Origin of the sequence: Legionella cardiaca (genome assembly GCF_029026145.1) — a bacterium.
Lineage (GTDB): Bacteria > Pseudomonadota > Gammaproteobacteria > Legionellales > Legionellaceae > Tatlockia > Tatlockia cardiaca.
The window spans coordinates 46917-69902 of sequence record NZ_CP119078.1 but is presented as its reverse complement, the minus strand read 5'-3'; the positions used below and the strand labels follow the sequence as shown (position 1 = coordinate 69902).

Genomic DNA, 22986 nt, shown 5'->3' with positions numbered 1-22986 from the left:
TTAAATAGTAGACTTACAGGCTGGATTCCACTCGCTTTATTTACGAGATTTCTGCCGCTTGTATTTATCCAATTTCCTTCTCGCCATGGCGCGCTTAAGTGGTGATAATAAATCAACAAACAATTTGCCGTTCATGTGATCAATTTCATGCTGAAAACATTCACCAAGGAGCCCTTCGGCAGTCATTTCAAAAGATTTACCAAAACGATCCAGAGCACGAACTGTCACTTTTTGAGCGCGTACAACGGTATCATAAGCACCGGGCACTGATAAACACCCCTCTTGATATTCCATTTTCCCTTCAGAAGCAAGAATTTCAGGATTTATTAACACCAATTGCTGGGTTTTATCGCCAACGACATCAATGACTGATAATCGCAAACTCACGCCGATCTGAGGCGCTGCCAAGCCTACACCATTGACGCTATACATTGTTTCAAACATATCTTCGATTAAAGCTTGTAATGCATCATCAAACTGCTCAACAGGTTTTGCAATCTGTCGTAGTCTTTCATCAGGTAAATAAAGAATTTTACGAATGGCCATAACTATCTATTTTAAAGCGTATAATACATGGTATTATCACCCAACACCTCGTATCGCTGCAAGTTATCTCAAGACCTTTGCCTTAATGGAAACATTCATAGTCTTAAAAAATGGTTAGGCTAACATTCTGAAGTCCTGGATTCTTGCTGCCAATTAATGGATTAATTAGTTAATGAACAACACGCCCTATCTTGTTGCGTTAAATAAAATGCCCTCCATAGGTCCACAAACCATCGCAAAACTCTTGTTGCGTTGGCCGAATTTACAAGAGATGTTTCAATTATCAATTCAGCAATTAGAACAAGCAGGCTTACCCGCCCCTATCGCTCAAACTATTAAACGATTCTCTTTTAAAGAAATTGAAGTTGATTTGCGATGGCAAGAGGCTAGCAATCATCATTTATTGACCTGGGAAGATGAAAATTACCCTCATTTACTCAAAGAGATAGCCTCTCCTCCTGCGGTACTTTATGGGATTGGCGATCTCTCCTGTTTACAAGAACCTACTGTTGCCATTGTTGGCAGTAGAAAACCATCTATTCTTGGTAGTGAGACAGCACGGCGCTTCGCCACTGAATTAGCATCAAATCAAGTAGTTATTGTAAGTGGTCTTGCTTTAGGCATTGATGCGCAAGCTCATGAGGGTTGTTTGGATGTTAAAGGAAAAACCGTAGCGGTCATGGGAACTGGAATAGATTGTATTTATCCACGTCAGCATAAAAAACTTGCCGAAAAAATCTGCCAGACAGGCTTATTATTAAGTGAATTTTCTTTAAAAACCCCACCAGTCGCTGGACATTTTCCACGCAGAAATCGTATAATAAGCGGTTTATCATTGGCCACATTGGTTGTTGAGGCAGCAATCAAAAGCGGCTCCTTGATTACGGCTCGACTCGCGCTTGAGCAAAATCGGGATGTCCTGGCAGTGCCCGGCTCTATTTTGAACCCACAAGCCAGAGGTTGTCACTATCTATTGCAACAAGGAGCAACGTTAGTGACTACAACACAGGATGTTATGGACGCATTAGGTCTGGATAGTAAGCAAGTCATGCAAACTCGCGCAACACTATCCCTTGCCACGGATAATAAAAACCTAGTAAAGTGCATTGGCTTTGAAATAACGACAGTAGATCAAATCATTGCACGAAGCGGGTTAGGTATTGAAGAAGTAGTCAGTTCCCTGGCTACATTAGAATTAAAGGGTATTGTGAAAGCAGTTCCCGGTGGCTACATGAGGTGTGCATAATGAAAGATAGTTTGTTTGAAATGTTAATGAGTTTTTTTGAAAAAAGCTTGGCGCAATTAAAAGAAAGTCAAACGAATGCGGACACTGATAACCCAGATTCATCTGAAAACGCCAGTTTAGAAAGTCGAACTCTTTTTATCAGAGATGCGCAAAGCACAGCCATGCGTATTTTTACAGAAGATGAGCGACAAAAATTTACTAAAGCAAGTTATCAATTTTTAACACGTGTCATTCAGTGGGGTATTATTGCCCAAGAAACATTGGAATTGATTATTAATCAACTATTATTTTCTGAATCACGATTTGTTACTTTACAAGAAACAAAATGGATTATTCGTAATACACTTGCCGACAACCTTGATGCCAATCAATTAGCTTTTCTTGATCTTGTGCTATACCAAAAGGAAGATAAGCTAGCGTTACATTAATTATTACCCCAAGGAAAGGTTAATTTTTTATGAGTAAACACTTGGTTATCGTGGAATCTCCCGCGAAAGCTAAAACCATACAAAAATATTTAGGCAAAGATTATGACGTGTTAGCGTCCTATGGGCACGTCAGAGATCTTCCTGCACGCAAAGGTTCTGTGAATCCTGATAAAGATTTTCACATGACTTATAAGCCTATCGAAAAAAATTTACGACATATTGATTCTATCGCCAAGGCATTAAAAAATTCCGACTCTCTACTTCTTGCAACCGACCCTGATCGCGAAGGGGAAGCGATTTCCTGGCATGTATATGAATTAATGAAAGAGCGAAATTTACTAGATAATAAAGAAGTTCATCGCATTTTTTTTAATGAGATTACTAAATCAGCGATTCAGGAAGCAATCAATAATCCACGCTCAATTGCGATGGACCTGGTTAATGCGCAACAAGCTAGACGAGCCTTAGATTATCTAGTGGGTTTTAATTTATCACCGCTATTGTGGAAAAAAATTCGTCGCGGATTATCTGCGGGCCGAGTACAAAGCCCTGCACTACGACTTATTGTTGAGCGCGAAGAAGAAATTGAGCGTTTTGTACCGCAGGAGTACTGGCGAATAGTCGCCCAATGTCAACATGATAGCACGGCCTTTGAAGCCAGACTCACCCATTTTGAAAAAGAAAAGCTCCAGCAATTTACTATTAACGAAGGCACAAGAGCTCATCACGTTCGTGACAGCTTGCTCAAACAGGCTAAAGGTTTCTTACTAGTTGATAATATTGAAAAAAAGCAGCGCAAGCGTAAACCGGCATCGCCATTCATCACCTCAACGTTGCAACAGGAAGCAGCCAGAAAATTAGGTTTTACTGCACGAAAAACGATGATGATTGCCCAGCAGCTTTATGAAGGTATTGATATTGGCACCGGCACAATGGGCTTAATTACCTATATGCGTACGGACTCGGTCAATCTAGCCAATGAAGCCATTGAAGAAATCCGCAGTTTTATTGTAGAACGTTATGGCAAAGATAATTGTCCTGACACACCCCGTGTTTTTAAAACCAAATCGAAAAACGCGCAAGAAGCACACGAAGCCATTCGCCCGACGTCTATTAAACGTACGCCAGAGATGGTACAACAGGCATTAACAGCCGATCAATTTAAACTTTACAATCTTATTTGGAAGCGCACGGTTGCCTGCCAAATGGCAGAAGCAATTATTGATACCGTGGCCGTTGATCTAAGCTGTGGGGAAGGAAATATTTTTCGCGCCACCGGTTCCACTATTATTTTTCCTGGTTTCCTTACCGTTTATGAAGAAGGTCATGACGATATTCAGGATGACGACCACAATGCAGTTTTGTTGCCTACACTAAAAATCGGTGAAAAGATTAATCTTCAGGATATTCTTGCAAATCAACATTTTACTGAACCACCTCCTCGTTACTCAGAAGCCTCTTTAGTAAAAGCACTGGAAGAATATGACATCGGGCGTCCATCAACTTATGCCACCATTATTCACACTTTACAGCAACGTGAATATGTGATTGTCGATAAAAAGCGTTTCGTTCCCACGGATGTCGGACGTATTGTAAATCGCTTTCTTACCGGCCATTTTACGCGCTATGTTGATTATAAATTCACAGCGCAACTAGAAGACACTTTAGATGCGATTTCGCGTGGCGAACGCGAGTGGGTTCCAGTATTGGAAGAGTTTTGGAAACCTTTTATTGATCAAATTCAACATATCGATACCCAGGTGCAGCGTAAAGACATCACGACTGAAACACTTGACGAGCAATGCCCTAAATGCGGCAAACCATTGGCGATTCGTTTAGGTAAACGCGGACGCTTTATTGGATGCACAGGGTATCCTGAATGCGATTATACTCAGGATTTAAATAGCCAGGAAAGTGACAAACCGGAGGCTGATATTGTTGAAGGACGTATTTGCCCCGAATGCTCAGGACCGTTACATATCAAAACGGGACGCTATGGTCGTTTTATTGGGTGCAGTAATTATCCGCAATGCAAATATATTGAGCCTATCGAAAAGCCTGAAGATACAGGTGTAGAATGTCCTAAATGTCATAGTGCCAAAATTCTCAAACGTAAGTCACGTAAAGGTAAAATCTTTTATTCTTGTGGTAGCTATCCAAAATGTGACTATGCTCTGTGGAATGAGCCCATTGATAAACCTTGTCCCCAATGTGCTTGGCCTTTATTAACCGTAAAAGAAACTAAGCGAGCAGGTAGACAAATCATTTGTCCTCACGAGGGATGTGGCTATACGGCAAATGAAGAATAATTCTTGGTTGCTCTTCGTAGTCTCTATTTAGAGGCAGACGAAAGAAATGCGCGTTAATATAACGCGCATCTGCTATCACTATATTGAATTGGTATATGCAGATTCTTCAGAACTTACACAGCATTCACGAAGACTATTTACCATACCGCCAACCAAATCAACAGTATTAATGATTGGACTAAATGTGGCGAGAACCGCAAAAGCTGCAGACATAACCAGGCAGGCGCCAACTCCTTTCAGATTTTCCAGAGAATCTTTAAAATTGCCAGTGACCAAATTGCCGATAGCTCTTAAAAACTCAAGTCCAGCAAATAATGCCACTACTGCCGAAGTTATTCCCAATATTGGTGCATCTGTAACAATTGAAGTTGTTCTAACTAAAAATTTTTCAGGAACTTTATAAGGTTTGAAAAAATAGGAGCGCAGAGACCTTGAATCTTTTTCAAAAATTGATTTATTTATTACTTTAGCGGTGGTGCCCAAAATGAATAATGACATGAGTTATCCTGATAAAAAAATCACAAATGGCAAATTATACACCAATCTATTTTATTATAAAACATAATGCTTAAATTTATGAAAGAGCAACAGGGCTTCTAATTTTTGAGCATCTCTTTGGCTTATACCACTTCCATAGCTACGTGGGAAAAATAACAGAGTAACGCATAATAGTTAGGTATCCAAATGTCTACGTGATTCTCTTCCTTGATGCGCATTAAGCACGGTACGTAGCAAAGAAGAGGTATTTGTGACCCAAATAGCTATTTTATTTCAAGAAAATATAACTACTGAAGATAAGAATTCCTTAATAAAAACTACATATAATGAATTAATTTACGGCAAAAAGCTCAATTTAAATGAAACTATACCGCTCCCTTTCTGAAGCCACCACAGCATTTAAACGAAAATCTAAAGAGGTATTCGCTATTATAAGTTTTAATGGTCAAGCCTATTTTGTTTTTCGCAGCAACCCGGACGCTGAAATAGCAACCATTATGCAAGTTCATGCTAAAATGGTTATTGGGAATGAAATACGGCATCAGGATACAAAATACATTGATAATCATAATAAATTTCAACTTTTTAAGTTTATGGTTGAAGCGAATGTTCCGGAACTATTTCCAAAACACTCCCAACATGCAGAAGAAAATCTCATTCGTGGTTTCCCGGAGGCTGTGAGCAAATTTAAAGCAACCTTTCCAAATCAAAAAATTATCAAAATTGATATTTTTTTAACACATTCTCCTTGCTCAGAATCAGGAGACAAAAAATGCAGCACTCAAGTCAGTGTGAACGGCTTTTTTCTTCCTGCAGGCTGTGACAAAAAATTAATTGCATTTTTTAAGAAGGAAAATTATAAATCTGCAGATATCCAATTATTTACTAACGATACCAAAGTTAAAGTTCAATATAATCATGTTTTTGATTCTTCAACCACTTATGATGATAGTGAATTTATAAAAGAAGCGGACCCTATTCTTAAGGGTTTACTATCTAGCCAATTAGACAAATCAGGTTGATCTGTATGAAACCTTGTGCTTAATCTTCAGGTGGCACGCTAACATTAATAATTTGTTGTACACAACTTTCTACCTTAGATACTCTATTAATAATGGGGATGCGTCAGCCATAAACTAATGCAGTCATTTTTTTGCTTTGACAAGTCGGTTACATTAATTTGTATTTAACTTGGACAAAACCACCACCCAGTGTGTACGTTGTCATTTGGTTTAATTCAATATCCCGTGCCAATGCTCCAAATAATGGGCGACCAGAACCTAGCAAAACCGGAACAATAGTTATTGTTAATTCGTTAATCAGGCCACTAGCTATAAAGTTTTGAATAGTAATGCCTCCATCAATGTAAAGATGCTTATACCCTTCATTTGTTAACCGGTTTACTAGTTCTGTAGGTGTTTCTGAAGATGTGGAGACGCATTTTTTCAAATGCACAGGTATTTCTATGGGGTGGTTAGTCATCACCATTACTGGAAGGTCTCCATATGGCCAAGTTTCAAATGATAATACTTTCTCAAAGGAGTACCTTCCCATAACTAATCCATCGACTGTTGATATAAATGATTTATAACCACCATCTTCACCAGATGGCGCAAGATTATTCGCCTTCGTTAACCAATCAATAGACCCATCATCTCTAGCAATAAATCCATCAAGACTGGTAGCAATAAAAACTGAACATTTAGCTAACATATTATTAATCCTTACAGACTTGCAATAAGTCTCTATTTTCCAATCTAAGGTAGTTATCTCGCGACAAATGCGTAGATAACTTAATAAAGTACTAATGATATGACTATATATTTCATTCACATAGAATATTCTGGAATAAATAATCATGCGCGAACGAAGTGAAACCAATTCTCCCAATGATGGATTAATGACTGAGACATTAAATAAAATTTTTATTAAAGCAATCATTAATAATAATTTAGATTTGATTAAATTTCTAACGACCATTCCGGGTGTGGATCCAAATGGCGATGAAAATAATGCACTCTGTTTGGCTGCATACAATGGTTATTTAGAAGTTGTCCAATTTCTTGTAACGCTTCCTGGTGTCACTTCAGATGCAAATAATCATGCATTCCGTGTGGCGACACGTAATGGACGTTTAGCTGTGGCTAAATTTCTAATAACACTTCCTGATGTTAATCCCGATGCAGGTAATAACAATGCCATTCGTGCAGCTGCACGTCATGGTCATTTAGCCGTGGTTAAATTTCTAATGACTCTTCCTAATGTCAATCCAGCCGCGGATGATAATTATGCACTCCGTTGGGCTGCCAATAATCGACATTTAGATATTGTACTGGCTCTAGCGATGCATCCTTTGGTCAATGCAACAGCTACTATGACAGAACCATTACAACAGATAGTGAATACAGTAAAGCGAGTGATTCGGAATTATGGCACTTTCTTTCAGACTGCGGAAATACTTAAAGAGGTGAAACAAAAAATTGTGAGTAACCTTTTGAATGCGCTTAAGCAAAATTGTGGTGATGATATGAATAATAATAGTGCAATTCATCCCTGATAAACATTAATGCGTTGCTATTGCTAATAGATCCGTAATAGCAACGCCCACCTAATGAAATGATTTTTTTTATAATATTTCTGTCCGAATCTATTACGACATTTTATTTTAATCATATCCATCTGCTAAACAGGATAAGTATGAAGCTTTAAAAAAGAACTGTTACAATCTTATCCGCCACAATCAGTAAATCACGTGAATAGTATGTCTACGCGAACTAAAAAATATACTGTTGTCTCCAATACACTAGCGTGCATGAGCAATCAGCAATTAATTGATGCTCTCTTAAGTGGAAAAGAAATTCATACTGGCATTGGAGGGACTTCTGTTCGAATAGAAATCGAGAATATTCCCGTATTTGTAAAGCAAGTTCCCATTACTGAATTAGAATTGGATATTTTCATGTCCACCGCTAATATTTTTGACTTACCAATGTGCTATCAATATGGGATTGGATCGGCTGGTTTTAATGTGTGGCGTGAACTCGCAGCACATGTTATGACAACCAATTGGGTGATTACTGGTCAATGTCTTCATTTTCCGATTATGTATAATTGGCGAATTATCCCAGATCGTTTAAGTAAAACGGATGTTTCTTATTGGGGTACTATCGCAAATTATTTAGATTATTGGGAAAATAACCCGAATATCAAAGAGCGAGTAGATAGCTTAAACAATGCCAACGCGAGTCTTTTATTATTTCTTGAACATTTCCCTAAAAATTTATACCAACATTTAAAAGATATTCTACTAAATTACCCAGAATCAGATTCAATCAACTACCTTGAACAATTGCATAATTCTTTTGAAATGGTTTTCAAGTTTATGCATGACAATAATTTTCTTCATATGGATGCTCATTTCCATAACATTTTAGCGGATGAAGAAAGTATTTATCTCAGTGATTTTGGTTTGGCATTATCTAACAAGTTTGATTTATCAACGGTTGAGTTAAATTTTATAAACGATCACAAAAATTATGACAGAGGCAGTTATTTCGTTAACTTATTACATAGTGTTCTTACTAGTTATATTGATAATAAAAATTGGGATGATACTTTAAGTAATTATTTGGCAAACAAATTCCCAAGTAATTTACCGGATAAAATTAGTGATCTTCTATCTAAACATGCTTCAATTGCTGAAAAAATGCATAGATTTTATAAAGAAATTCAAAAGGATAAGTCAACTCCGTATCCATTTAATCAGATTAATCACCTACTAAAAAAATAAAAACAAGTATTCGTATAGATTTAACTGATACTTAAATGCGTGCAAATTTTTAAACCTACATCTACTACTAAATACAGTATTGATAACTTCTTGACCTTGACGCTATAAAAAATTTTGCTATGCTTCGCGCAAAATATGGCCAAAGACAACATTTACTAAAATGAGTAATTGTTAATCGTTAGCAAACAGAGGTGTATCTTGCATTTTTTTAAAATATCTAAAAAAACCCCACAAAAAACAACGCTCTTTACACGTTTTTCTGATGGACCTAAGGGTAATTCTGTTGTTTGTATTGCTAAAAAACATAATAGTGAAAAGAAAATCATAATAAAGATAGGTGATCTTGTTGGTAATGAATATTTCTATGACAGTGTATATGCTGATGAAATTGAAGCTAATGAAGAACTATTCGCAATCTCAAGAGAGGGGTTTTGTGGTGATTTAATACGCGCAATTAGTCCTCATTGCACCGCCAAATATAATCGGTTTCATGGCAAGAATGTGAATGAATTGTTCATAGGATCGGATTTTATGGAGCATTTCCAAACTTGGAAAGCCTCATATAACTACAATGCGCAAACCATTCTCGGTTACAAAATTAATTCTGAAGGGGATGTTGAGGTTCAGCAAGGAAACTCAAAACCTGTACGCGGACTTGGTGTTTGTGCAGTGTTATTGACAGTTCTTGGGCGAGGAGATAGAGGAAATACTAACTGGGGATTAGTAGAATATAATACACATCTCCAAGTTACCTTAATTGATTTTGGTCAATGTCTTGCCCAATTTCTTCTTTTTGAAGATGAAACGAACTCACCCCAGGGATATGAAGAAAATATTGAGTGTGTGGGGGAAAGCACAGAGGCTACAGAAGGCGCAGCGTATTCATATGGGCAAGGTGCTGCGTTTGCTTATGAGCGGGGTACAGATGCAGATGACCAGGGTGCTGAGACAGCAGATGCACAAAATCCAGCATTTCCAGGATTTCCTGCATTTAAAGAGCAAACAAATTCAAGAATCAAGGAAGACAGTAATTGGTTAAATTTTACAAATCCCTTCGACATAATTAATGCAATATTTCAACAATACAGTAATTCAACTGAACCAACTCCTGATGACAAATCACAATATGTTGAACCCCCTCTCCCTAGCCAGTTTCTACAATCACAACGTATAAAATGCGAAATTTTTGAAACAATTCACCAGCTTTATACCACACCATTTTCAGACCTTGTGAAAATGGCGAATGATAATTTCAAAGAGTTTCCTACCTACAAAGCGGCAATGCTGCAAGATAAAAAACTTGTTATTGAGCATTTATATAATCAATTTAAAGATAACAAAGAATACCTTGCTGTTCAGTTTATTAATCAATGTTTCATGAAAGTAGGTACAGGATTTAAATTAAGTGATCTTGATAATACAAGTATCAATTATTTTCTGAGCATTTATACCTTTCTTAATCCAAGCAATGACAGTTATAAAGAGGCATTTTTTTGCAGGCAGATAAGAACTATACTGAAACGTGAAGAAGACAGCGTAGAAATGCAAAGCGATAGTGAACAGATCTCTTTTTCCCAAGCGTCTCCTATAATCTAAATTTCAATCTCCTCACACTATCCTTGTGATTGGGGAGATTTACCACTTGGATTATTAATGAAGGTATTCATTTCGTCTTGCTAAAGAAATTTTTGAGTCTATTTGACTATTATATCCACGTATATCCACGAAAAATGACGTGTTACGTGAGTATATATACCCCTGGGTAAACAGCTTTCCTAATAAGCAATATGAATCTTTTTGTTTAACTTTTGTATAGAAAAAACCAACCTTACGCCCTATCTCGGCTAACCAAATTGAAATTTGCGAGATCTTTACAAAAGAAGCATCAAATCCAATTGTTGTAAGTCTTAAGCCTTGATATTATAGAGTTGTGGTTAAAAATCTTGCACGGCTAACAAAACCATTTCGGAAGTCAAAAGAAGGTATGGTGAGCAAGCTTGGCATTGACCAAGACGCCTAAGATACTTTTGGTGACATCCTCTTAGCAACAGTGACCGTTGCAAGACTTAACCACTTATCTTTACCTATTGGTCAATATCCTTCTCCCTAACATAAGCCTTTGTTCTTACGTTACGCCATTATAGGTGCTTCTAAGGTTTCTAAAAATACGAAATCCGACTGGCTTAAAAATAATGTATTTTGCTCATGACGAGTAACTACGCCAGCTTTATGCCATGATAGAGAAGACTCCATGGACAATAAGATGTAGCAATTCACGAGAAGCAAGTGCAGTTGCAGATTTTATTGCTAATCCTGATTCCCTGACACATTGAAAATTATCTAAATTGAAAAGAAATTAAATCATTCGTTTCAAAGCAGTTCGATGCCATAGCGGGGATTAATTCCGCGTTTTTATTATCCTTGATGATGATTCTGCCTATTTTTGATTCTTCCGCATTTCTTTCTATTTTAATAAGTAACAACCCATCTCGTTCGACAATAGTAGCCTCTTTGGCGCCATCGGCAATGATAAGTTGTATGTCTAAGGGAATGTTTTTTTCTTTAATAACTCGCGCTAATGAACCTCGTACACTATCGTAACAAATCTCAACACCTAATTTCATCCCAAAATAATCTTTGACCGCGGCATCTTTCTCACCGGATTTGAAATACAGTCGACGCAAATCCATTAAATTTAAAAAGCCTTCATCCGTATAATCAAAATCATAACATGTATGAGGATATCTTTTTTTGTATTTTTGGATATTGCCACGATAGAAGAAATAAGCTGTATTCCGATAATAGATATTTTGACTGGTCTTCGCCTCCTTATACCAACAAATTGTTCCAGGGACAATGAGCATATCGGTATCGAGGGATAGCGCCCTTAATCTTTTTTTGAACGCATTCTTTTGCTCCCAGGTATAGTAACGTTGGTAACAAAGGCCAGATAAATTTTTAAATAAATATTCCGGGGCAACAAAAATTGCCAAGGGTTGCGTGGCATCTGATGCTAATTCTAATTTTTTAAGTTGACTTTTAGTGTCTTTAAAGCCAAACCATTTAAATTTTTTGCTTTCCAGGGGATCGCGATTGTCTTCTTGTTCCACACTACCTTGTACCATTTTTTTGGCAAGAAGTACTCGTTCCTCTACTATCTGCAGACGCTCTTCAAAGGAGCGAAAATAAAATTTTTCATCGGGCTGAAAAGCAAAAACTTTCAGTTTTAAAAAATTGTCAGACGTCGCACTGATTTTATTAGCATTTAATTTCGACTCTACCAATTTTTGCCTAGGTACCAATTTGACTGTCCTATTTGAAAATTGCAAATTAGCTAACAGGAGTGGAATTCTACGCTTGGCCTCCACTCTATTACGTTAGGAATTATTGAAGCTGATACTTTTGTAAAAATTTTTAATTGTCTCCAGAGTAAGAGTTATATCATTTCTTGTAACATCAAGATGAGTAACAAGTCTTACTGTCCCTTGTGAATTTGCCAGAGGGAATAAAATGCCCTTTTGCTGGAGATAGATTTGTAATTCGCTATAGCGATGTTTAAATTTAACCCATAAAATATTTGTTTGCAGTGATTGCTGGTCCACTTCAATGCTATTAAACTCTGTTAAGCCGCTAGCAAGGTAAAAAGCATTTTCATGATCCTCCCTTAAACGCTCTACGTTATTTTCCAACGCATAAATGCCTGCAGCTGCTAAAATCCCGGCTTGTCTCATACCTCCACCCAACACTTTACGCCAACGTCTCGCACGCTTAATTAATTCACTACTGCCACAAAGTACAGAACCGACTGGTGTACCTAATCCTTTTGATAAACAAATGGAAATAGAATCAAAATTCCTGCTAATCGTTTCTAAAGGAACGCCTAATTTAACTGCAGCATTAAAAACTCGAGCACCATCTAAATGGCTGGCAATCCGATGTTCACGACAAAATTGAGGTATGGTTTTAAGATAATCAAGGGGTAACACCTTACCATTTGTTGTATTTTCGAGACATAACAATTTAGTACGGGGATGATGATCATCGATAGGTTTAATCATTAATGCCACTTTATCCAAAGGAAGACTACCATCGTCAGAAAAATCAATAGGCTGCGGTTGGATACTTCCCAAGACAGCAGCCCCGCCCCCTTCCCAACGATAGGTATGAGCGGTTTGACCAACAATGTATTCGTCACCACGCTCACAATGTGCCATAAGTCCCATTAAATTAGATTGTGTTCCAGAGGGTGCAAATACGGCTGCTTCCATACCAGCCTTGTCGGCTATCATTTCTTCCAGGCGTCTAACAGTTGGATCTTCATTCCAGACATCATCTCCAACTTCAGCATGAATCATTGCCTGCAACATGCCTTTATCAGGCTTTGTCATCGTATCACTGCGCAAATCAATCTTTTTCATAGTAAGTCACTTTAGATAAGGTTAAATTCCGTATAGAGCAGTTGTAATTCTTTCATTTTCAGTTTAATAAGCTTAATGACTTGCAAGGTTTGCTCGGCATCTTCTTGCCAGTTTCTTCTGAGACTGTAGGCATACCAGAGAAGCCAGCTATGAAAAATCAGGCCCCATAAGTGCTCGTTTGCTTGTGGTAAATTACCCATAATCTGCGCATAGCCTCTTAAAGTAGCACGAAAGAGATTCTTTTCGAACTTTTTTACTTAGTATCAGAACTAATGATTTTTTTATTTATATTAACCCTACCTATCATTCCTCTATGAATTCCCTCGATGACAGCTTCAATCAAGGTATGACAATTAAATGCTTCACGAATATTTTTTAAATATTTTTCAACTGTGTAGGGGCTTATTTTAAGAATTTGTGCAATTTGTTTCACAGTTTTACCTTGTGCAGAAAGCCATAAGCATTCTTGCTCTCTCATTGAGATTGTTTCACTCTCGGCATAGCCGCCTTTTATTATTGCATGACGATATGTTTGGTTTGTCAAAATAAAGGAGTATCTATATTTAGGATGGCGATAAATAATCACCTCAAGAAATGCATCAACAAAATTAGCACAAAAATTTTCAAAGGACCTAATCGTTTTTTTGTAAAAAAGTTGATCAGATTTAACTGGAGCACCACGGATAGCACTAAAAACAAAAGTACATTCAGCACATCGTCTAACTATATTATAGATAGGATAAATATTATATTTTTCTTTTAGGATTTTTTTAAACTCAGGGGAGGAAAACTCTACTTCATTACATAAATAATAACCTTCATATGCCGCCTCAATCATTTTATAGGTATAGCTATAATCCTGTTTATATAAATTTTCCTGATAATATCGTTGAACAAGAGGAGGTATATTAGAAAGAATCAATAATCTACCATCATTAAAAATGAGATACATTACAAGGTACTTAAGATCTATATTTGCCATTGGTTTACAAACTTCATCAATTTGCTTCTTACAGGCTAAACTCAAGGTATTAGAAATATTGTTCATAAATTCCATTTTCCTTTCTTATATAAAAATAATAGCAATACAACCAAAGACAGCGCATTCTCGAGCAATGCATTGAATAATAAATATTAATTTGGGAATGTTATCAAAAAACACTCAATAACGAAACTTAAATTAACAACAAGAAACAATTATCATTATAAATCCAATAATTTAAGATTATTTAATATAAAAAATATAATTTTGAATGCTAATAATTTATGTGTTAACTTCTTCATCCTAAATCATGGTAGGAATTCGTTATGGGAATTGGTAAGTACAAAGAATTTTCACATAGGCTAATTGAGATTATGAAATTAAGAGGGCACATAGCATCAAGATCGCCTAGTGGTATTTGCATTCAAACCCTTTCTAAATTTGCTGGAGTATCTGAACAAATATGTCGGCGTTATATTCGTGGAGATGCTCTACCTGATTATGCAAGAATCCTAAATATAGCTAGAGAGTTAAATGTAACTGCCGGATGGTTGTTATTCGGTGAACAAGAAAGAAGTGAATCACATCAAACCCAGCTTATTGATGACGATTTACTACATTATATTCTTAAGAAGAGCCATCATTTATACAGAGAAGAAACAGGAAATACTGACGATTATGCTGACTTTGTGTTAGGATTAATACGAGATGTTCGCCAGATAGACACTTCGAAAGAAAATCTAGAAAAAATCATTAACTTGGCAATAGATTCAATTTCTTCTTATGAAGAAAAATATCGGAAAATGTCATGCAATAAGTAGAATATAATAAATGGATGTTAACCCTTCAATCACCCTTCACCCACAGGCGAAAGACTTTCTCTTTGAGCATTACAGAACAGTCAAAAGGATATTTAGTGACGTAATTGGCCTGTTGGAAATTGATTACCTGGCAATAGCGTTAATAAATCCAAAAAATGAATTATTCTTTTTATCTTCTCATCCTTCCATTGAGTGTAATCTCATCGAGCATAATTTATGGCAGTTAGATAAAAGTTATCATGATAAGTTCATTCAACAAGATCAAGCACAATATTGGGAGGAGCTTTACCCAAAAACAAAAGAAAATCGTTTACGTCATTATAAATTAGAAGCACAAAAATTCAGCATAGGTATTGCAATTCCCGCTCGGTTTGCTGAATACCGTGTAGTCTATTCTTTTGCATTAAAAACAAGCGATAAAGTTACAAAAAGTAGATTGTTAACTAATCTCGATACCCTCATAAATATGGGACAATTCTGTTTACGGAACATAATCAAAACCATTCCCTTACCAGAAAAACAACAAACTTTCATTGCGCATAAACCGACTTTAAAACTCATTATAAATAACCAGGTGAATTATGAGAATAATACTTAAACAAGACAATCCTATATTAAGAGAAAAAGCCGAGCCCGTTTCTAGGTCAGATTTTGGTTCTGCTTGGCTAAAAAGCCTTATTATAGATATGATTGAAATTATGAAAGATAAGGGTGCTGTAGGCATCGCTGCTCCACAAATTGGTATTAGTAAAAGAATCATTGTTTTTGGAACTACTTATACTAAAACAAGAAAAATTGATGAGCACATTCCTGACACGGTATTAATTAATCCAACCGTAAAAAATTTATCTGAAGAAATACAAACTGGCTATGAAGGTTGCTTAAATACAGGTGAGTTAAGAGGAGAGGTTCCCAGAGCAATGGAGATCGAATACTCTGGCTTTGACCTCAATGGAAATTTTATTAAAAAACGTGCAAGCGGGCTTGAAGCACGTATACTTCAGCATGAAGTAGATCATTTGGATGGATTTTTATTTTTTGATCATATTGCAAACCATGACAGCTTAATTACAGCAACTGAATTACAAAAAAGGCTGGAATTGTAATGAAGCATCAAACACGTATCCTTGTTGCTGGAATGCTAGGAAACCTTGTTGAGGCTTTTGATTTGGCCTTATGTGGACTACTATCGGTTTATCTGGCCAAATATTTGATTGGAGATGTCACCAAGGGGTTACTCATCGTATTCGCCACTTTCTTTGCTGGTTATTTAGCAAGACCTATTGGCGCAATATTTATGGGTTTATTTTCCGATATTTATGGGCGAAAAATTACTCTTGCAGCTTCTATACTTAGCATGGGAATCTCTACAACTTTAATCGGTTTTATTCCCTCTAGCAATTCAATTGGTATTGCTTCAATAGCATGTCTTTTGATATTGCGTATTATTCAGAGCTTTTCTTGTGGTGCCGAATATCTTAATTCCTCAGCTTATCTTATAGAAAATGCCGAAACATCCAATAAGGGTTATTCAGGTAGTTGGGCCTCATTCGGGACAATGGCAGGCCTGTTAGTTGCATCTCTATTTTCATTAATAATCACCTACTTAATAGAGTGCTACCCTGAATTAGGATGGGCTATATGGCGCATTCCTTTTATTCTAGCCTTATTAGGTTCTTCTATAGGCTTATATATACGAATGTTTATCCCGGAAAGCAAAGAATATATAAATTATTATGCAAATAATACTAGGCCAAAACTCAAAAATTTATGCAATCAGTCTTTACAATATTTATTTAAATATAAATCGAAATGTTTATATGTATTTGCATTAAGTAGCTTAGGGGTTGCTACAACGTTTCAGATATATATCTATGGTCCAACACAAGCTCATATCTATGGAAATTTTACAGACTACCAGATTATTAAATCTAATATTATTTCATTAATGGTTTTATTGTGTGTTTTTCCTATTTTTGGAAAATTATCTGACAAAGTAAAGCGAGAAGGAATTATTGTTGCTGCAATCGTTGGTTTTTTGTTGCTACTTCAACCATTTTTTTATCTGCTATCCTATGGAACTTATAATCAGTTTATTTTAATACAAGCACTGATATCAATTCCGGCAGGAGCTTATTATGCCACTGTGCCAGTGATGTTGGCAGAGATGTTTCCTTTCAATTTGCGCTGTACAGTTTTATCTTTATTATATTCAACTGCAGCAAGCATTTCTGCAGGTTTAACCCCCTTATTATCTCTAATGCTTTTGAGAAAAACACAAAGTTCGATCTCCCCTCCATTAGTAGTCATCATTTTGGTGATTTTTTCTTTCGTTACTATGTGGTTTAAGTATGCACATGACAATAAAATGATAAAACTAAACTAATAAAATTATATTTAAGATTGCTTACTTAATGGAAGGCTAATAATGTCTCACCATTTTAAAATGGGAATGTTATTTCAGATTACCCTTTTATAATTTTATTACTATTTTCCCCTATTTAGCTTTGTTTACATGTACCTAATATTCAAGTTCAAATTTTTTTACTGTGTGTTTTCTAAAATATTTAATTTTATCTAATTCTTTTTTTTATCAAACTTTAGATAAAGTTAAAAAATAGTCTTAATCAGCATAGAGATGCTGTAATTCTTTCATTTTCAGTTTAATAAGCTTAATGACTTGCAAGGTTTGCTCGGCATCTTCTTGCCAGTTTCTTCTGAGACTGTAGGCATACCAGAGAAGCCAGCTATGAAAAATCAGGCCCCATAAGTGCTCGTTTGCTTGTGGTAAATTACCCATAATCTGCGCATAGCCTCTTAAAGTAGCACGAAAGAGATTCTTTTCGAACTTTTTTACTGCCAGGCCAGAGCTGTTCATAGCCACACCAATTAATTCGACAAAGGGATGAATCAGTCCTGCACTCTCCCAATCAATTAAATGCGGCTTTTCTGCATCCTTCCATACAATATTTTCTAAATGGATATCTCGATGGCTAACAACCCAGTTTTGACTGTCATATTGCAAGGAAGCATTAGATTGCTCAACAAGCAATTTAACTTCAGGTGAATAAGATTGATTCTCAGGTAAATTAATACATGGAAAAGCCTGTCCTCCTTTCTTTGGCAAATTTAATTGATGCAATTTTGCCAGCAATTTTCCTAGTAAAAATGCTTGTTCCTGCGTAACTGTCGCTCTTAATTTACCTTTACAATAAGGAGTAATGAGTAAATGAGTTTGTGTACCTTCTACCCACCGTTTTGGAATAGGAAGGGTTTTTGGCGCATAAGTATAGCCTGTTTTATTGGCGACATGTGTTGCAATTACCTCGGTAAACCTAAATTGTGCAGAATTCATTATCCCAAGCCAGGTACTGCCAGTGAGTTTTTTACAAACCCATTTGCTACCATCTGTGAGTTCAATTAAATCAGTCTGGTGTTGACGCCCACCTTTTAAAGGAGAAATTGCAATAATAGGTTGCTTAAAAAACAACCTGGACCAATGTTCATTACTCATGCATAAGCTGTTCGATATAGCGTCGACAGGTTAGCGGTTTATCGAGAAAATTCATAACATGACGCGTGCCACCAGTGCCTGTAATTACCAATGAGCCATAGCGAAAAATACTACCCAAAATTGATTGACGAATATCAATGCTCTCTATTTTAGAAAGAGGAATATCAACTGTTTGTCTAACCAACATTCCTGTACGAAGTATTACCTGTTTTTGTTTAATGGTAAGTGATGAAAAATGGTAGGTTACCCAGGTCATTAATATCCAAATAAAAGCAACACCAAGAAACATGAGTGACACTTCTTTTAATTGGTTAATTTGTGTACCTAAAAAAATGGCAAAACATGCAAGCGCTAAGGGCCAGAAAAATAAAATCCAATGCAGTCTTGCAAAATATACGACACTTCTGTCCGTCATTGTTGTCCTTTAAATCACTGTCACTTAAAAGCCTAATGATATTGCAGATAGCAGATCCTGTCATCCATTACGTTTCTGGTATATCTTCTATGTCTAAGAAATAATAATGGTATACTTGTCAGGTTATCAATTTATCTAAGACTATATGCGTCGTATTAATCGCTGCCTAAACCCGCAATTATTAGAAATTTGTCAGAATGCTATAGAGTTGGAAGGGTTAAATGCCCTGGTTAAAACCTATTTACCCGCGCATTTAGTAAATTATTGTAATGTTGGCAGTTTCCTCAGAGGTTCTCTAACGCTGACGATCACAAATTCAGCATGGGCAACCGAGTTGCGTTATGCCATCCCTGAGTTACGCGACAAATTAAGAAGAGAAGCAGGACTTTATCAGCTTGTAGGGATAAAAATCACCGTTATTGAGGAAAATTCTCATCAACTGGCGACGTGTAACAAAAACAAAACCATTCCATTGTCAAACAGCGCTCGCGATACCATTCGTATTGCAAGTGAACAATGTAATTACGAACCACTCAAAAAAGCTTTGCAACAACTGTCTACGGAACAAAATTAACAACCTCTTTTTAAAATTTTTTGCTGTCAAGACTGTTTTTTCAAAATTTATTTGGCTATTATCGTAAAGCTAGTAATTTTATCAACTCGATATCCCTCTGTGGATAACTTTTATCTATCCCAAAATAAATCTCTTAACTCTTTTTTCTCAATTTTTATTGTCCCTTGCTAAATATAGCTCGAATACATTTTTCCATTGCTTATTGACAATTAGGTTACCCACAAATTCTGTGGATAACCTTGTGTATAGAATGTCAGACATTACTCAATTGGTTTAGTAGTGCTCTAAGAAGCATTGGAGTTTGCCGAAGTAAGCATTACTGATTTTAATTGTCATGCCTTGCTTTCATAATCAATTTATTTTTGCATGTAACGACTTTGTTTCAGCGAGTAAAGCTAATACAGCAGCCTCCCCCATCGTTTCTTGCGGATTAAAATCAACCGCCACAGCAAAACCAATATCTTCGACTTTGTCACTCCAGGAACCATAATGTAAAATGGGCGCAATTTTTGCGGCAATTGTCTCTGTGACAACTTCATCTCTATAAATAAGATCCTGCTTTTGTTTTTCCAACATTGATTTCAAAGTTAAGTCTAACGCGTATTTCAAAAGATAAAGGGCATGCTTATCTTCTAACTCTGAGTTTTCTAATGACAAACGAACTGAATTGCGATACAGATGGGTAAATATATATTCATTCGGAGAAAATTCATTAACTATTGCTGTCTGATGCAAATGGTAACCTTCACATCTGAAGAAAAGAAGAGAAGAATTAACTGCGTCGTCCTCTTTCCTAATTTTAAAGCAGCCTTGAAAAATAAAAGGAGCTTCCCAAACCGCAACCAATATTAGCGTTTCTATATTAATCTTTGTAAATTTATTCTTCATCTGATATCTGATAACAATTTATGAGACGCCATCCTTGGCATTATAGAGTTTACGCAAAGAGATAGTACATATTGAATATGAAATTTGAAAAATCTTGGATAAGCATGCCTTTGCTCAGACTATGCCAGCATTTGGATTCATTCTAAGATTATGCTTCGGCAGGTAAAAAATCTGCGGCCATGGTTGGTTGATAATTTTCTGCATCAAAATAGGTATATTCCCAAGCATCTTGACGCACCATCAACTCGCGTAAAAGTCGATTATTAAGACCATGTCCTGATTTATAACCTTCAAAGGCACCAATTAATCCACAACCTAGAAGATATAAATCACCGATGGCATCCAGTACTTTGTGAGTAACAAATTCCGATTCAAAGCGTAAACCATCTTCATTTAAGACGCGATAATCATCAACGACAATCGCATTATCTAGACTACCGCCTTTGGCTAAATCATTTTCACGCAATTTCTCATAGTCAGACAGGAAACCAAATGTACGTGCACGACACACTTCTTTTACATAAGAGGTACTAGAAAAATCAAAGGTCGCAGTCTGAGGTCTGTCATTAAATACAGGATGATCAAAATCAATAGTAAATGAAACTCTATAGCCATTGTAAGGAAGAAATTGGACATATTTGCCATTATCTTCAATGCGGATGGGTTTTAATATACGAATAAATCGTTTTGCAGCACTTTGCTCGCGAATTCCTGCCGATTGAATCAAAAATACAAAAGGGGCAGCACTACCATCCATAATGGGAAGCTCTGGTGCATTAATATCTACATAAGCATTGTCAATGCCTAACCCTGCGAAGGCAGACAGCAAGTGTTCCACGGTAGCAACCTTAACACCATCGCGCTGTAAAGAGGTACAGAGCATTGTATCGCCAACTTGATCATAAAGTGCGGGAATTTCTATCACTGGGTTTAAGTCAATACGCCTAAAAACAATACCTGTATTGATGGGAGCGGGACGCAGGGTGAGTAGAACCTTTTCTCCGGAATGCAAACCGACACCTGTTGCTTGAATGACTTTCTTAGGAGTTCTTTGTTTTATCATTCAGTAATCACCTTTTTGATATCCCATTTTTTAAGCGCGCAATAAACTACCAAATCATATCAACAATCTGTTGATTAGTCTAATTTTTTTATAATAATCAGCGTAATGCCTATGAGACAGGTCAAAACCCTGTATACTTCCTCACTTTGCATGCAATGAATCTCCTTAAAGAGCAAGCGCTTCAATCGGGAGACTCACCACATGAAAGACAGGTTTATACCTCTAAAGCTATTACGAGCTGGTCTGACTATTCAACACTTTCCTCTTGTCGACGCAAGAAAGCAGGGATATCCAAATAATCAACATCAGGGATTGAAGCTTCACTGGTTGGTTTTGTAGAAGCAGCTGCTTGTTTACGAATCACAGCGGGTCTATCAAATTGCTGGTAATCCAATGAGCCGTCGCTGCGAGTGGTCTCCGCAATTCTGTTCTTTGTGCTAATAATAGTTTGTTGTTGCTGATGGCGACCTCGTTGATCTCCCAAACCTGTCACTATGACAGTTACACGCATTTCATCAGTCATTGCAGGATCAATAACGGTACCAACCACAACGGTAGCATCGTCAGAGATAAACTCTTTCACCACATCGCCGACTTCTTCAAATTCCCCAATAGACATATCGAGTCCAGCGGTAATATTGACCAGAATTCCACGAGCACCAGAAAAATTAACGTCCTCTAACAAGGGCGAAGCAATGGCCGCTTCAGCAGCTTGACGTGCTCTTTGCTCGCCAGTAGCACTTCCTGTTCCCATCATTGCCATTCCCATTTCAGACATGACTGTGCGTACGTCGGCAAAATCCACATTGATTAAACCTGGACGAGTGATGAGATCAGAAATACCTTTCACAGCACCTAAAAGAACGTTATTAGCTGCTTTAAAAGCATTTAGAAGGCTAATGTTTTTACCCAATACACTTAAGAGCTTATTGTTAGGAATAGTGATTAAGGAATCAACGTGCTCACCCAAACGACGAATTCCCTCTTCGGCAGCTAAGGCGCGTTGCTTTCCTTCAAAAGCAAAGGGTTTGGTAACTACCGCGACGGTGAGAATACCTAATTCTTTTGCCACTTCAGCAAAAACTGGCGCGGCACCTGTTCCAGTTCCGCCTCCCATTCCTGCGGTAATAAATACCATATCAGCACCAGCCAGGACTTCTTTGATGCGTTCTCGGTCTTCTTCGGCAGCTTCGCGTCCTATCTGGGGGTTAGCCCCAGCACCTAAACCTTTAGTTAATTCTTCGCCGAGCTGAATGTGAACCTTCGCATTTGAATTTTTGAGCGCTTGAGCATCAGTATTGGCACAAATAAATTCAACACCATCAATATTTTCAGTAACCATGTGTTGAACTGCATTACCACCGCCACCGCCAACACCAACAACTTTAATTACGGCATTGTCTAGCTGACTCTCCGTTAATTCAAACATTTGACCTCTCCCCTCAAAAATTCTGTCAATATTGAGGCTCTATCCTAAATTATCATGTAACCAAT

24 protein-coding genes and 1 other RNA gene are annotated in these 22986 nt (G+C 36.9%); 13 read left to right on the top strand and 12 right to left on the bottom strand.

Annotation, left to right across the window (positions count from 1 at the left end):
* Positions 1-36 precede the first annotated feature (36 nt).
* Entirely contained in the window at positions 37-546 is a 510-nt protein-coding gene (gene def / locus PXX05_RS00330) for a peptide deformylase (protein WP_275089070.1), read from the bottom strand.
* Between the two features lie 172 nt (positions 547-718).
* Here def (PXX05_RS00330) and dprA point away from each other — a divergent pair, with 172 nt between their 5' ends.
* From dprA to topA, 3 genes are read left to right on the top strand one after another with little or no spacing between them, the layout of a single operon-like run.
* Positions 719-1792, top strand: a complete 1074-nt coding sequence (gene dprA, locus PXX05_RS00325; protein WP_275089069.1) for a DNA-processing protein DprA — start codon at positions 719-721, stop codon at positions 1790-1792.
* Positions 1792-2220: a DUF494 family protein gene (locus PXX05_RS00320; protein WP_275089068.1), complete on the top strand. Its 429-nt coding sequence runs from the start codon at positions 1792-1794 to the stop codon at positions 2218-2220. The genes dprA and PXX05_RS00320 overlap by 1 nt, the downstream gene beginning before the upstream one ends.
* A gap of 29 nt (positions 2221-2249) precedes the next feature.
* Complete coding sequence (gene topA / locus PXX05_RS00315) at positions 2250-4529, top strand: type I DNA topoisomerase (RefSeq protein WP_275089067.1); 2280 nt, start codon at positions 2250-2252, stop codon at positions 4527-4529.
* Between the two features lie 78 nt (positions 4530-4607).
* Here the strand turns inward: topA and PXX05_RS00310 are convergent, their stop codons facing one another.
* Positions 4608-5027, bottom strand: coding sequence for a hypothetical protein (locus tag PXX05_RS00310; protein ID WP_275089066.1), 420 nt, complete (start codon positions 5025-5027; stop codon positions 4608-4610).
* A 359-nt stretch (positions 5028-5386) separates the two neighbouring features.
* Between PXX05_RS00310 and PXX05_RS00305 the strand changes: the two genes are divergently transcribed.
* Positions 5387-6049 carry a hypothetical protein gene (locus PXX05_RS00305; RefSeq protein WP_275089065.1) on the top strand — a complete coding sequence of 221 codons (663 nt, stop codon included), beginning with the start codon at positions 5387-5389 and terminating at the stop codon, positions 6047-6049.
* A 148-nt stretch (positions 6050-6197) separates the two neighbouring features.
* On the opposite strand, the gene PXX05_RS00300 is transcribed toward PXX05_RS00305, so the two are convergent.
* Complete coding sequence (locus PXX05_RS00300; RefSeq protein ID WP_275089064.1) at positions 6198-6740, bottom strand: dihydrofolate reductase family protein; 543 nt, start codon at positions 6738-6740, stop codon at positions 6198-6200.
* Positions 6741-6885: 145 nt separating this feature from the next.
* Here PXX05_RS00300 and PXX05_RS00295 point away from each other — a divergent pair, with 145 nt between their 5' ends.
* From PXX05_RS00295 to ssrS, 4 genes are all read left to right on the top strand, one after another.
* The gene (locus tag PXX05_RS00295; RefSeq protein WP_275089063.1) at positions 6886-7584 is read left to right on the top strand and encodes an ankyrin repeat domain-containing protein; all 699 of its coding nucleotides are present in this window, start codon (positions 6886-6888) and stop codon (positions 7582-7584) included.
* Between the two features lie 204 nt (positions 7585-7788).
* Entirely contained in the window at positions 7789-8817 is a 1029-nt protein-coding gene (locus PXX05_RS00290; RefSeq protein WP_275089062.1) for a protein kinase family protein, read from the top strand.
* A gap of 198 nt (positions 8818-9015) precedes the next feature.
* Complete coding sequence (locus PXX05_RS00285; protein ID WP_275089061.1) at positions 9016-10413, top strand: hypothetical protein; 1398 nt, start codon at positions 9016-9018, stop codon at positions 10411-10413.
* 328 nt (positions 10414-10741) lie between these two features.
* Positions 10742-10900: non-coding RNA, 6S RNA (gene ssrS, locus PXX05_RS00280), on the top strand.
* A 253-nt stretch (positions 10901-11153) separates the two neighbouring features.
* On the opposite strand, the gene PXX05_RS00275 is transcribed toward ssrS, so the two are convergent.
* The 4 genes from PXX05_RS00275 to PXX05_RS00260 all read right to left on the bottom strand — a co-directional run bounded on the left by PXX05_RS00275 (position 11154) and on the right by PXX05_RS00260 (position 14283).
* Positions 11154-12119, bottom strand: coding sequence for a nitrilase-related carbon-nitrogen hydrolase (locus tag PXX05_RS00275; protein ID WP_275089060.1), 966 nt, complete (start codon positions 12117-12119; stop codon positions 11154-11156).
* Positions 12120-12194: 75 nt separating this feature from the next.
* Positions 12195-13235: a low-specificity L-threonine aldolase gene (ltaE, locus tag PXX05_RS00270; protein ID WP_275089059.1), complete on the bottom strand. Its 1041-nt coding sequence runs from the start codon at positions 13233-13235 to the stop codon at positions 12195-12197.
* An 11-nt stretch (positions 13236-13246) separates the two neighbouring features.
* Positions 13247-13435 (bottom strand): hypothetical protein, encoded by a 189-nt coding sequence (locus PXX05_RS00265; protein ID WP_275089058.1) that lies wholly within the window; start codon positions 13433-13435, stop codon positions 13247-13249.
* Positions 13436-13488: 53 nt separating this feature from the next.
* Positions 13489-14283, bottom strand: a complete 795-nt coding sequence (locus PXX05_RS00260; protein ID WP_275089057.1) for a helix-turn-helix transcriptional regulator — start codon at positions 14281-14283, stop codon at positions 13489-13491.
* A 260-nt stretch (positions 14284-14543) separates the two neighbouring features.
* Here PXX05_RS00260 and PXX05_RS00255 point away from each other — a divergent pair, with 260 nt between their 5' ends.
* The 4 genes from PXX05_RS00255 to PXX05_RS00240 are packed head-to-tail and all read left to right on the top strand — an operon-like array spanning position 14544 to position 17424.
* Positions 14544-15038: a helix-turn-helix domain-containing protein gene (locus tag PXX05_RS00255; RefSeq protein ID WP_275089056.1), complete on the top strand. Its 495-nt coding sequence runs from the start codon at positions 14544-14546 to the stop codon at positions 15036-15038.
* A 10-nt stretch (positions 15039-15048) separates the two neighbouring features.
* The gene (locus PXX05_RS00250; RefSeq protein ID WP_275089055.1) at positions 15049-15636 is read left to right on the top strand and encodes a flagellar biosynthesis protein FlgJ; all 588 of its coding nucleotides are present in this window, start codon (positions 15049-15051) and stop codon (positions 15634-15636) included.
* Complete coding sequence (gene def / locus PXX05_RS00245; protein WP_275089054.1) at positions 15620-16144, top strand: peptide deformylase; 525 nt, start codon at positions 15620-15622, stop codon at positions 16142-16144. Before PXX05_RS00250 ends, def (PXX05_RS00245) begins: the two co-directional genes overlap by 17 nt.
* A complete protein-coding gene (locus PXX05_RS00240; protein WP_275089053.1) occupies positions 16144-17424 on the top strand; it encodes an MFS transporter in 1281 nt (426 codons plus the stop codon). Before def (PXX05_RS00245) ends, PXX05_RS00240 begins: the two co-directional genes overlap by 1 nt.
* Before the next feature lie 237 nt (positions 17425-17661).
* Here PXX05_RS00240 and PXX05_RS00235 read toward each other — a convergent pair whose 3' ends face one another.
* Together PXX05_RS00235 and PXX05_RS00230 are read right to left on the bottom strand one after the other, a co-directional pair.
* On the bottom strand, positions 17662-18552 hold the full coding sequence (locus PXX05_RS00235) for a phosphotransferase (RefSeq protein ID WP_275089052.1): 891 nt from the start codon (positions 18550-18552) through the stop codon (positions 17662-17664).
* Entirely contained in the window at positions 18545-18967 is a 423-nt protein-coding gene (locus PXX05_RS00230; protein WP_275089051.1) for a PH domain-containing protein, read from the bottom strand. Before PXX05_RS00230 ends, PXX05_RS00235 begins: the two co-directional genes overlap by 8 nt.
* Positions 18968-19112: 145 nt before the next feature.
* Here PXX05_RS00230 and PXX05_RS00225 point away from each other — a divergent pair, with 145 nt between their 5' ends.
* Positions 19113-19541 carry a DciA family protein gene (locus tag PXX05_RS00225; protein WP_275089050.1) on the top strand — a complete coding sequence of 143 codons (429 nt, stop codon included), beginning with the start codon at positions 19113-19115 and terminating at the stop codon, positions 19539-19541.
* Between the two features lie 351 nt (positions 19542-19892).
* Here the strand turns inward: PXX05_RS00225 and PXX05_RS00220 are convergent, their stop codons facing one another.
* The 3 genes from PXX05_RS00220 to ftsZ all read right to left on the bottom strand — a co-directional run bounded on the left by PXX05_RS00220 (position 19893) and on the right by ftsZ (position 22921).
* Entirely contained in the window at positions 19893-20429 is a 537-nt protein-coding gene (locus PXX05_RS00220; RefSeq protein ID WP_275089049.1) for a hypothetical protein, read from the bottom strand.
* 148 nt (positions 20430-20577) lie between these two features.
* Complete coding sequence (lpxC, locus tag PXX05_RS00215; protein WP_275089048.1) at positions 20578-21492, bottom strand: UDP-3-O-acyl-N-acetylglucosamine deacetylase; 915 nt, start codon at positions 21490-21492, stop codon at positions 20578-20580.
* Between the two features lie 247 nt (positions 21493-21739).
* Complete coding sequence (ftsZ, locus tag PXX05_RS00210; protein WP_275089047.1) at positions 21740-22921, bottom strand: cell division protein FtsZ; 1182 nt, start codon at positions 22919-22921, stop codon at positions 21740-21742.
* Between the last annotated feature and the right edge of the window lie 65 nt (positions 22922-22986).

Excerpts from the sequence above, each read along its gene's own strand:
- PXX05_RS00320 (WP_275089068.1), top strand. The coding sequence starts at position 1,792 with ATGAAAGATAGTTTGTTTGAAATGTTAATGAGTTTTTTTGAAAAAAGC.
- PXX05_RS00220 (WP_275089049.1), bottom strand. The coding sequence starts at position 20,429 with ATGAAGAATAAATTTACAAAGATTAATATAGAAACGCTAATATTGGTT.
- PXX05_RS00240 (WP_275089053.1), top strand. The coding sequence starts at position 16,144 with ATGAAGCATCAAACACGTATCCTTGTTGCTGGAATGCTAGGAAACCTT.
- def (WP_275089054.1), top strand. The coding sequence starts at position 15,620 with ATGAGAATAATACTTAAACAAGACAATCCTATATTAAGAGAAAAAGCC.
- PXX05_RS00300 (WP_275089064.1), bottom strand. The coding sequence starts at position 6,740 with ATGTTAGCTAAATGTTCAGTTTTTATTGCTACCAGTCTTGATGGATTT.
- PXX05_RS00255 (WP_275089056.1), top strand. The coding sequence starts at position 14,544 with ATGGGAATTGGTAAGTACAAAGAATTTTCACATAGGCTAATTGAGATT.
- PXX05_RS00235 (WP_275089052.1), bottom strand. The coding sequence starts at position 18,552 with ATGAGTAATGAACATTGGTCCAGGTTGTTTTTTAAGCAACCTATTATT.
- def (WP_275089070.1), bottom strand. The coding sequence starts at position 546 with ATGGCCATTCGTAAAATTCTTTATTTACCTGATGAAAGACTACGACAG.
- PXX05_RS00290 (WP_275089062.1), top strand. The coding sequence starts at position 7,789 with ATGTCTACGCGAACTAAAAAATATACTGTTGTCTCCAATACACTAGCG.
- ltaE (WP_275089059.1), bottom strand. The coding sequence starts at position 13,235 with ATGAAAAAGATTGATTTGCGCAGTGATACGATGACAAAGCCTGATAAA.
- PXX05_RS00295 (WP_275089063.1), top strand. The coding sequence starts at position 6,886 with ATGCGCGAACGAAGTGAAACCAATTCTCCCAATGATGGATTAATGACT.
- PXX05_RS00310 (WP_275089066.1), bottom strand. The coding sequence starts at position 5,027 with ATGTCATTATTCATTTTGGGCACCACCGCTAAAGTAATAAATAAATCA.
- PXX05_RS00230 (WP_275089051.1), bottom strand. The coding sequence starts at position 18,967 with ATGACGGACAGAAGTGTCGTATATTTTGCAAGACTGCATTGGATTTTA.
- ftsZ (WP_275089047.1), bottom strand. The coding sequence starts at position 22,921 with ATGTTTGAATTAACGGAGAGTCAGCTAGACAATGCCGTAATTAAAGTT.
- PXX05_RS00250 (WP_275089055.1), top strand. The coding sequence starts at position 15,049 with ATGGATGTTAACCCTTCAATCACCCTTCACCCACAGGCGAAAGACTTT.
- PXX05_RS00260 (WP_275089057.1), bottom strand. The coding sequence starts at position 14,283 with ATGAACAATATTTCTAATACCTTGAGTTTAGCCTGTAAGAAGCAAATT.
- topA (WP_275089067.1), top strand. The coding sequence starts at position 2,250 with ATGAGTAAACACTTGGTTATCGTGGAATCTCCCGCGAAAGCTAAAACC.
- PXX05_RS00265 (WP_275089058.1), bottom strand. The coding sequence starts at position 13,435 with ATGGGTAATTTACCACAAGCAAACGAGCACTTATGGGGCCTGATTTTT.
- PXX05_RS00225 (WP_275089050.1), top strand. The coding sequence starts at position 19,113 with ATGCGTCGTATTAATCGCTGCCTAAACCCGCAATTATTAGAAATTTGT.
- PXX05_RS00305 (WP_275089065.1), top strand. The coding sequence starts at position 5,387 with ATGAAACTATACCGCTCCCTTTCTGAAGCCACCACAGCATTTAAACGA.
- lpxC (WP_275089048.1), bottom strand. The coding sequence starts at position 21,492 with ATGATAAAACAAAGAACTCCTAAGAAAGTCATTCAAGCAACAGGTGTC.
- dprA (WP_275089069.1), top strand. The coding sequence starts at position 719 with ATGAACAACACGCCCTATCTTGTTGCGTTAAATAAAATGCCCTCCATA.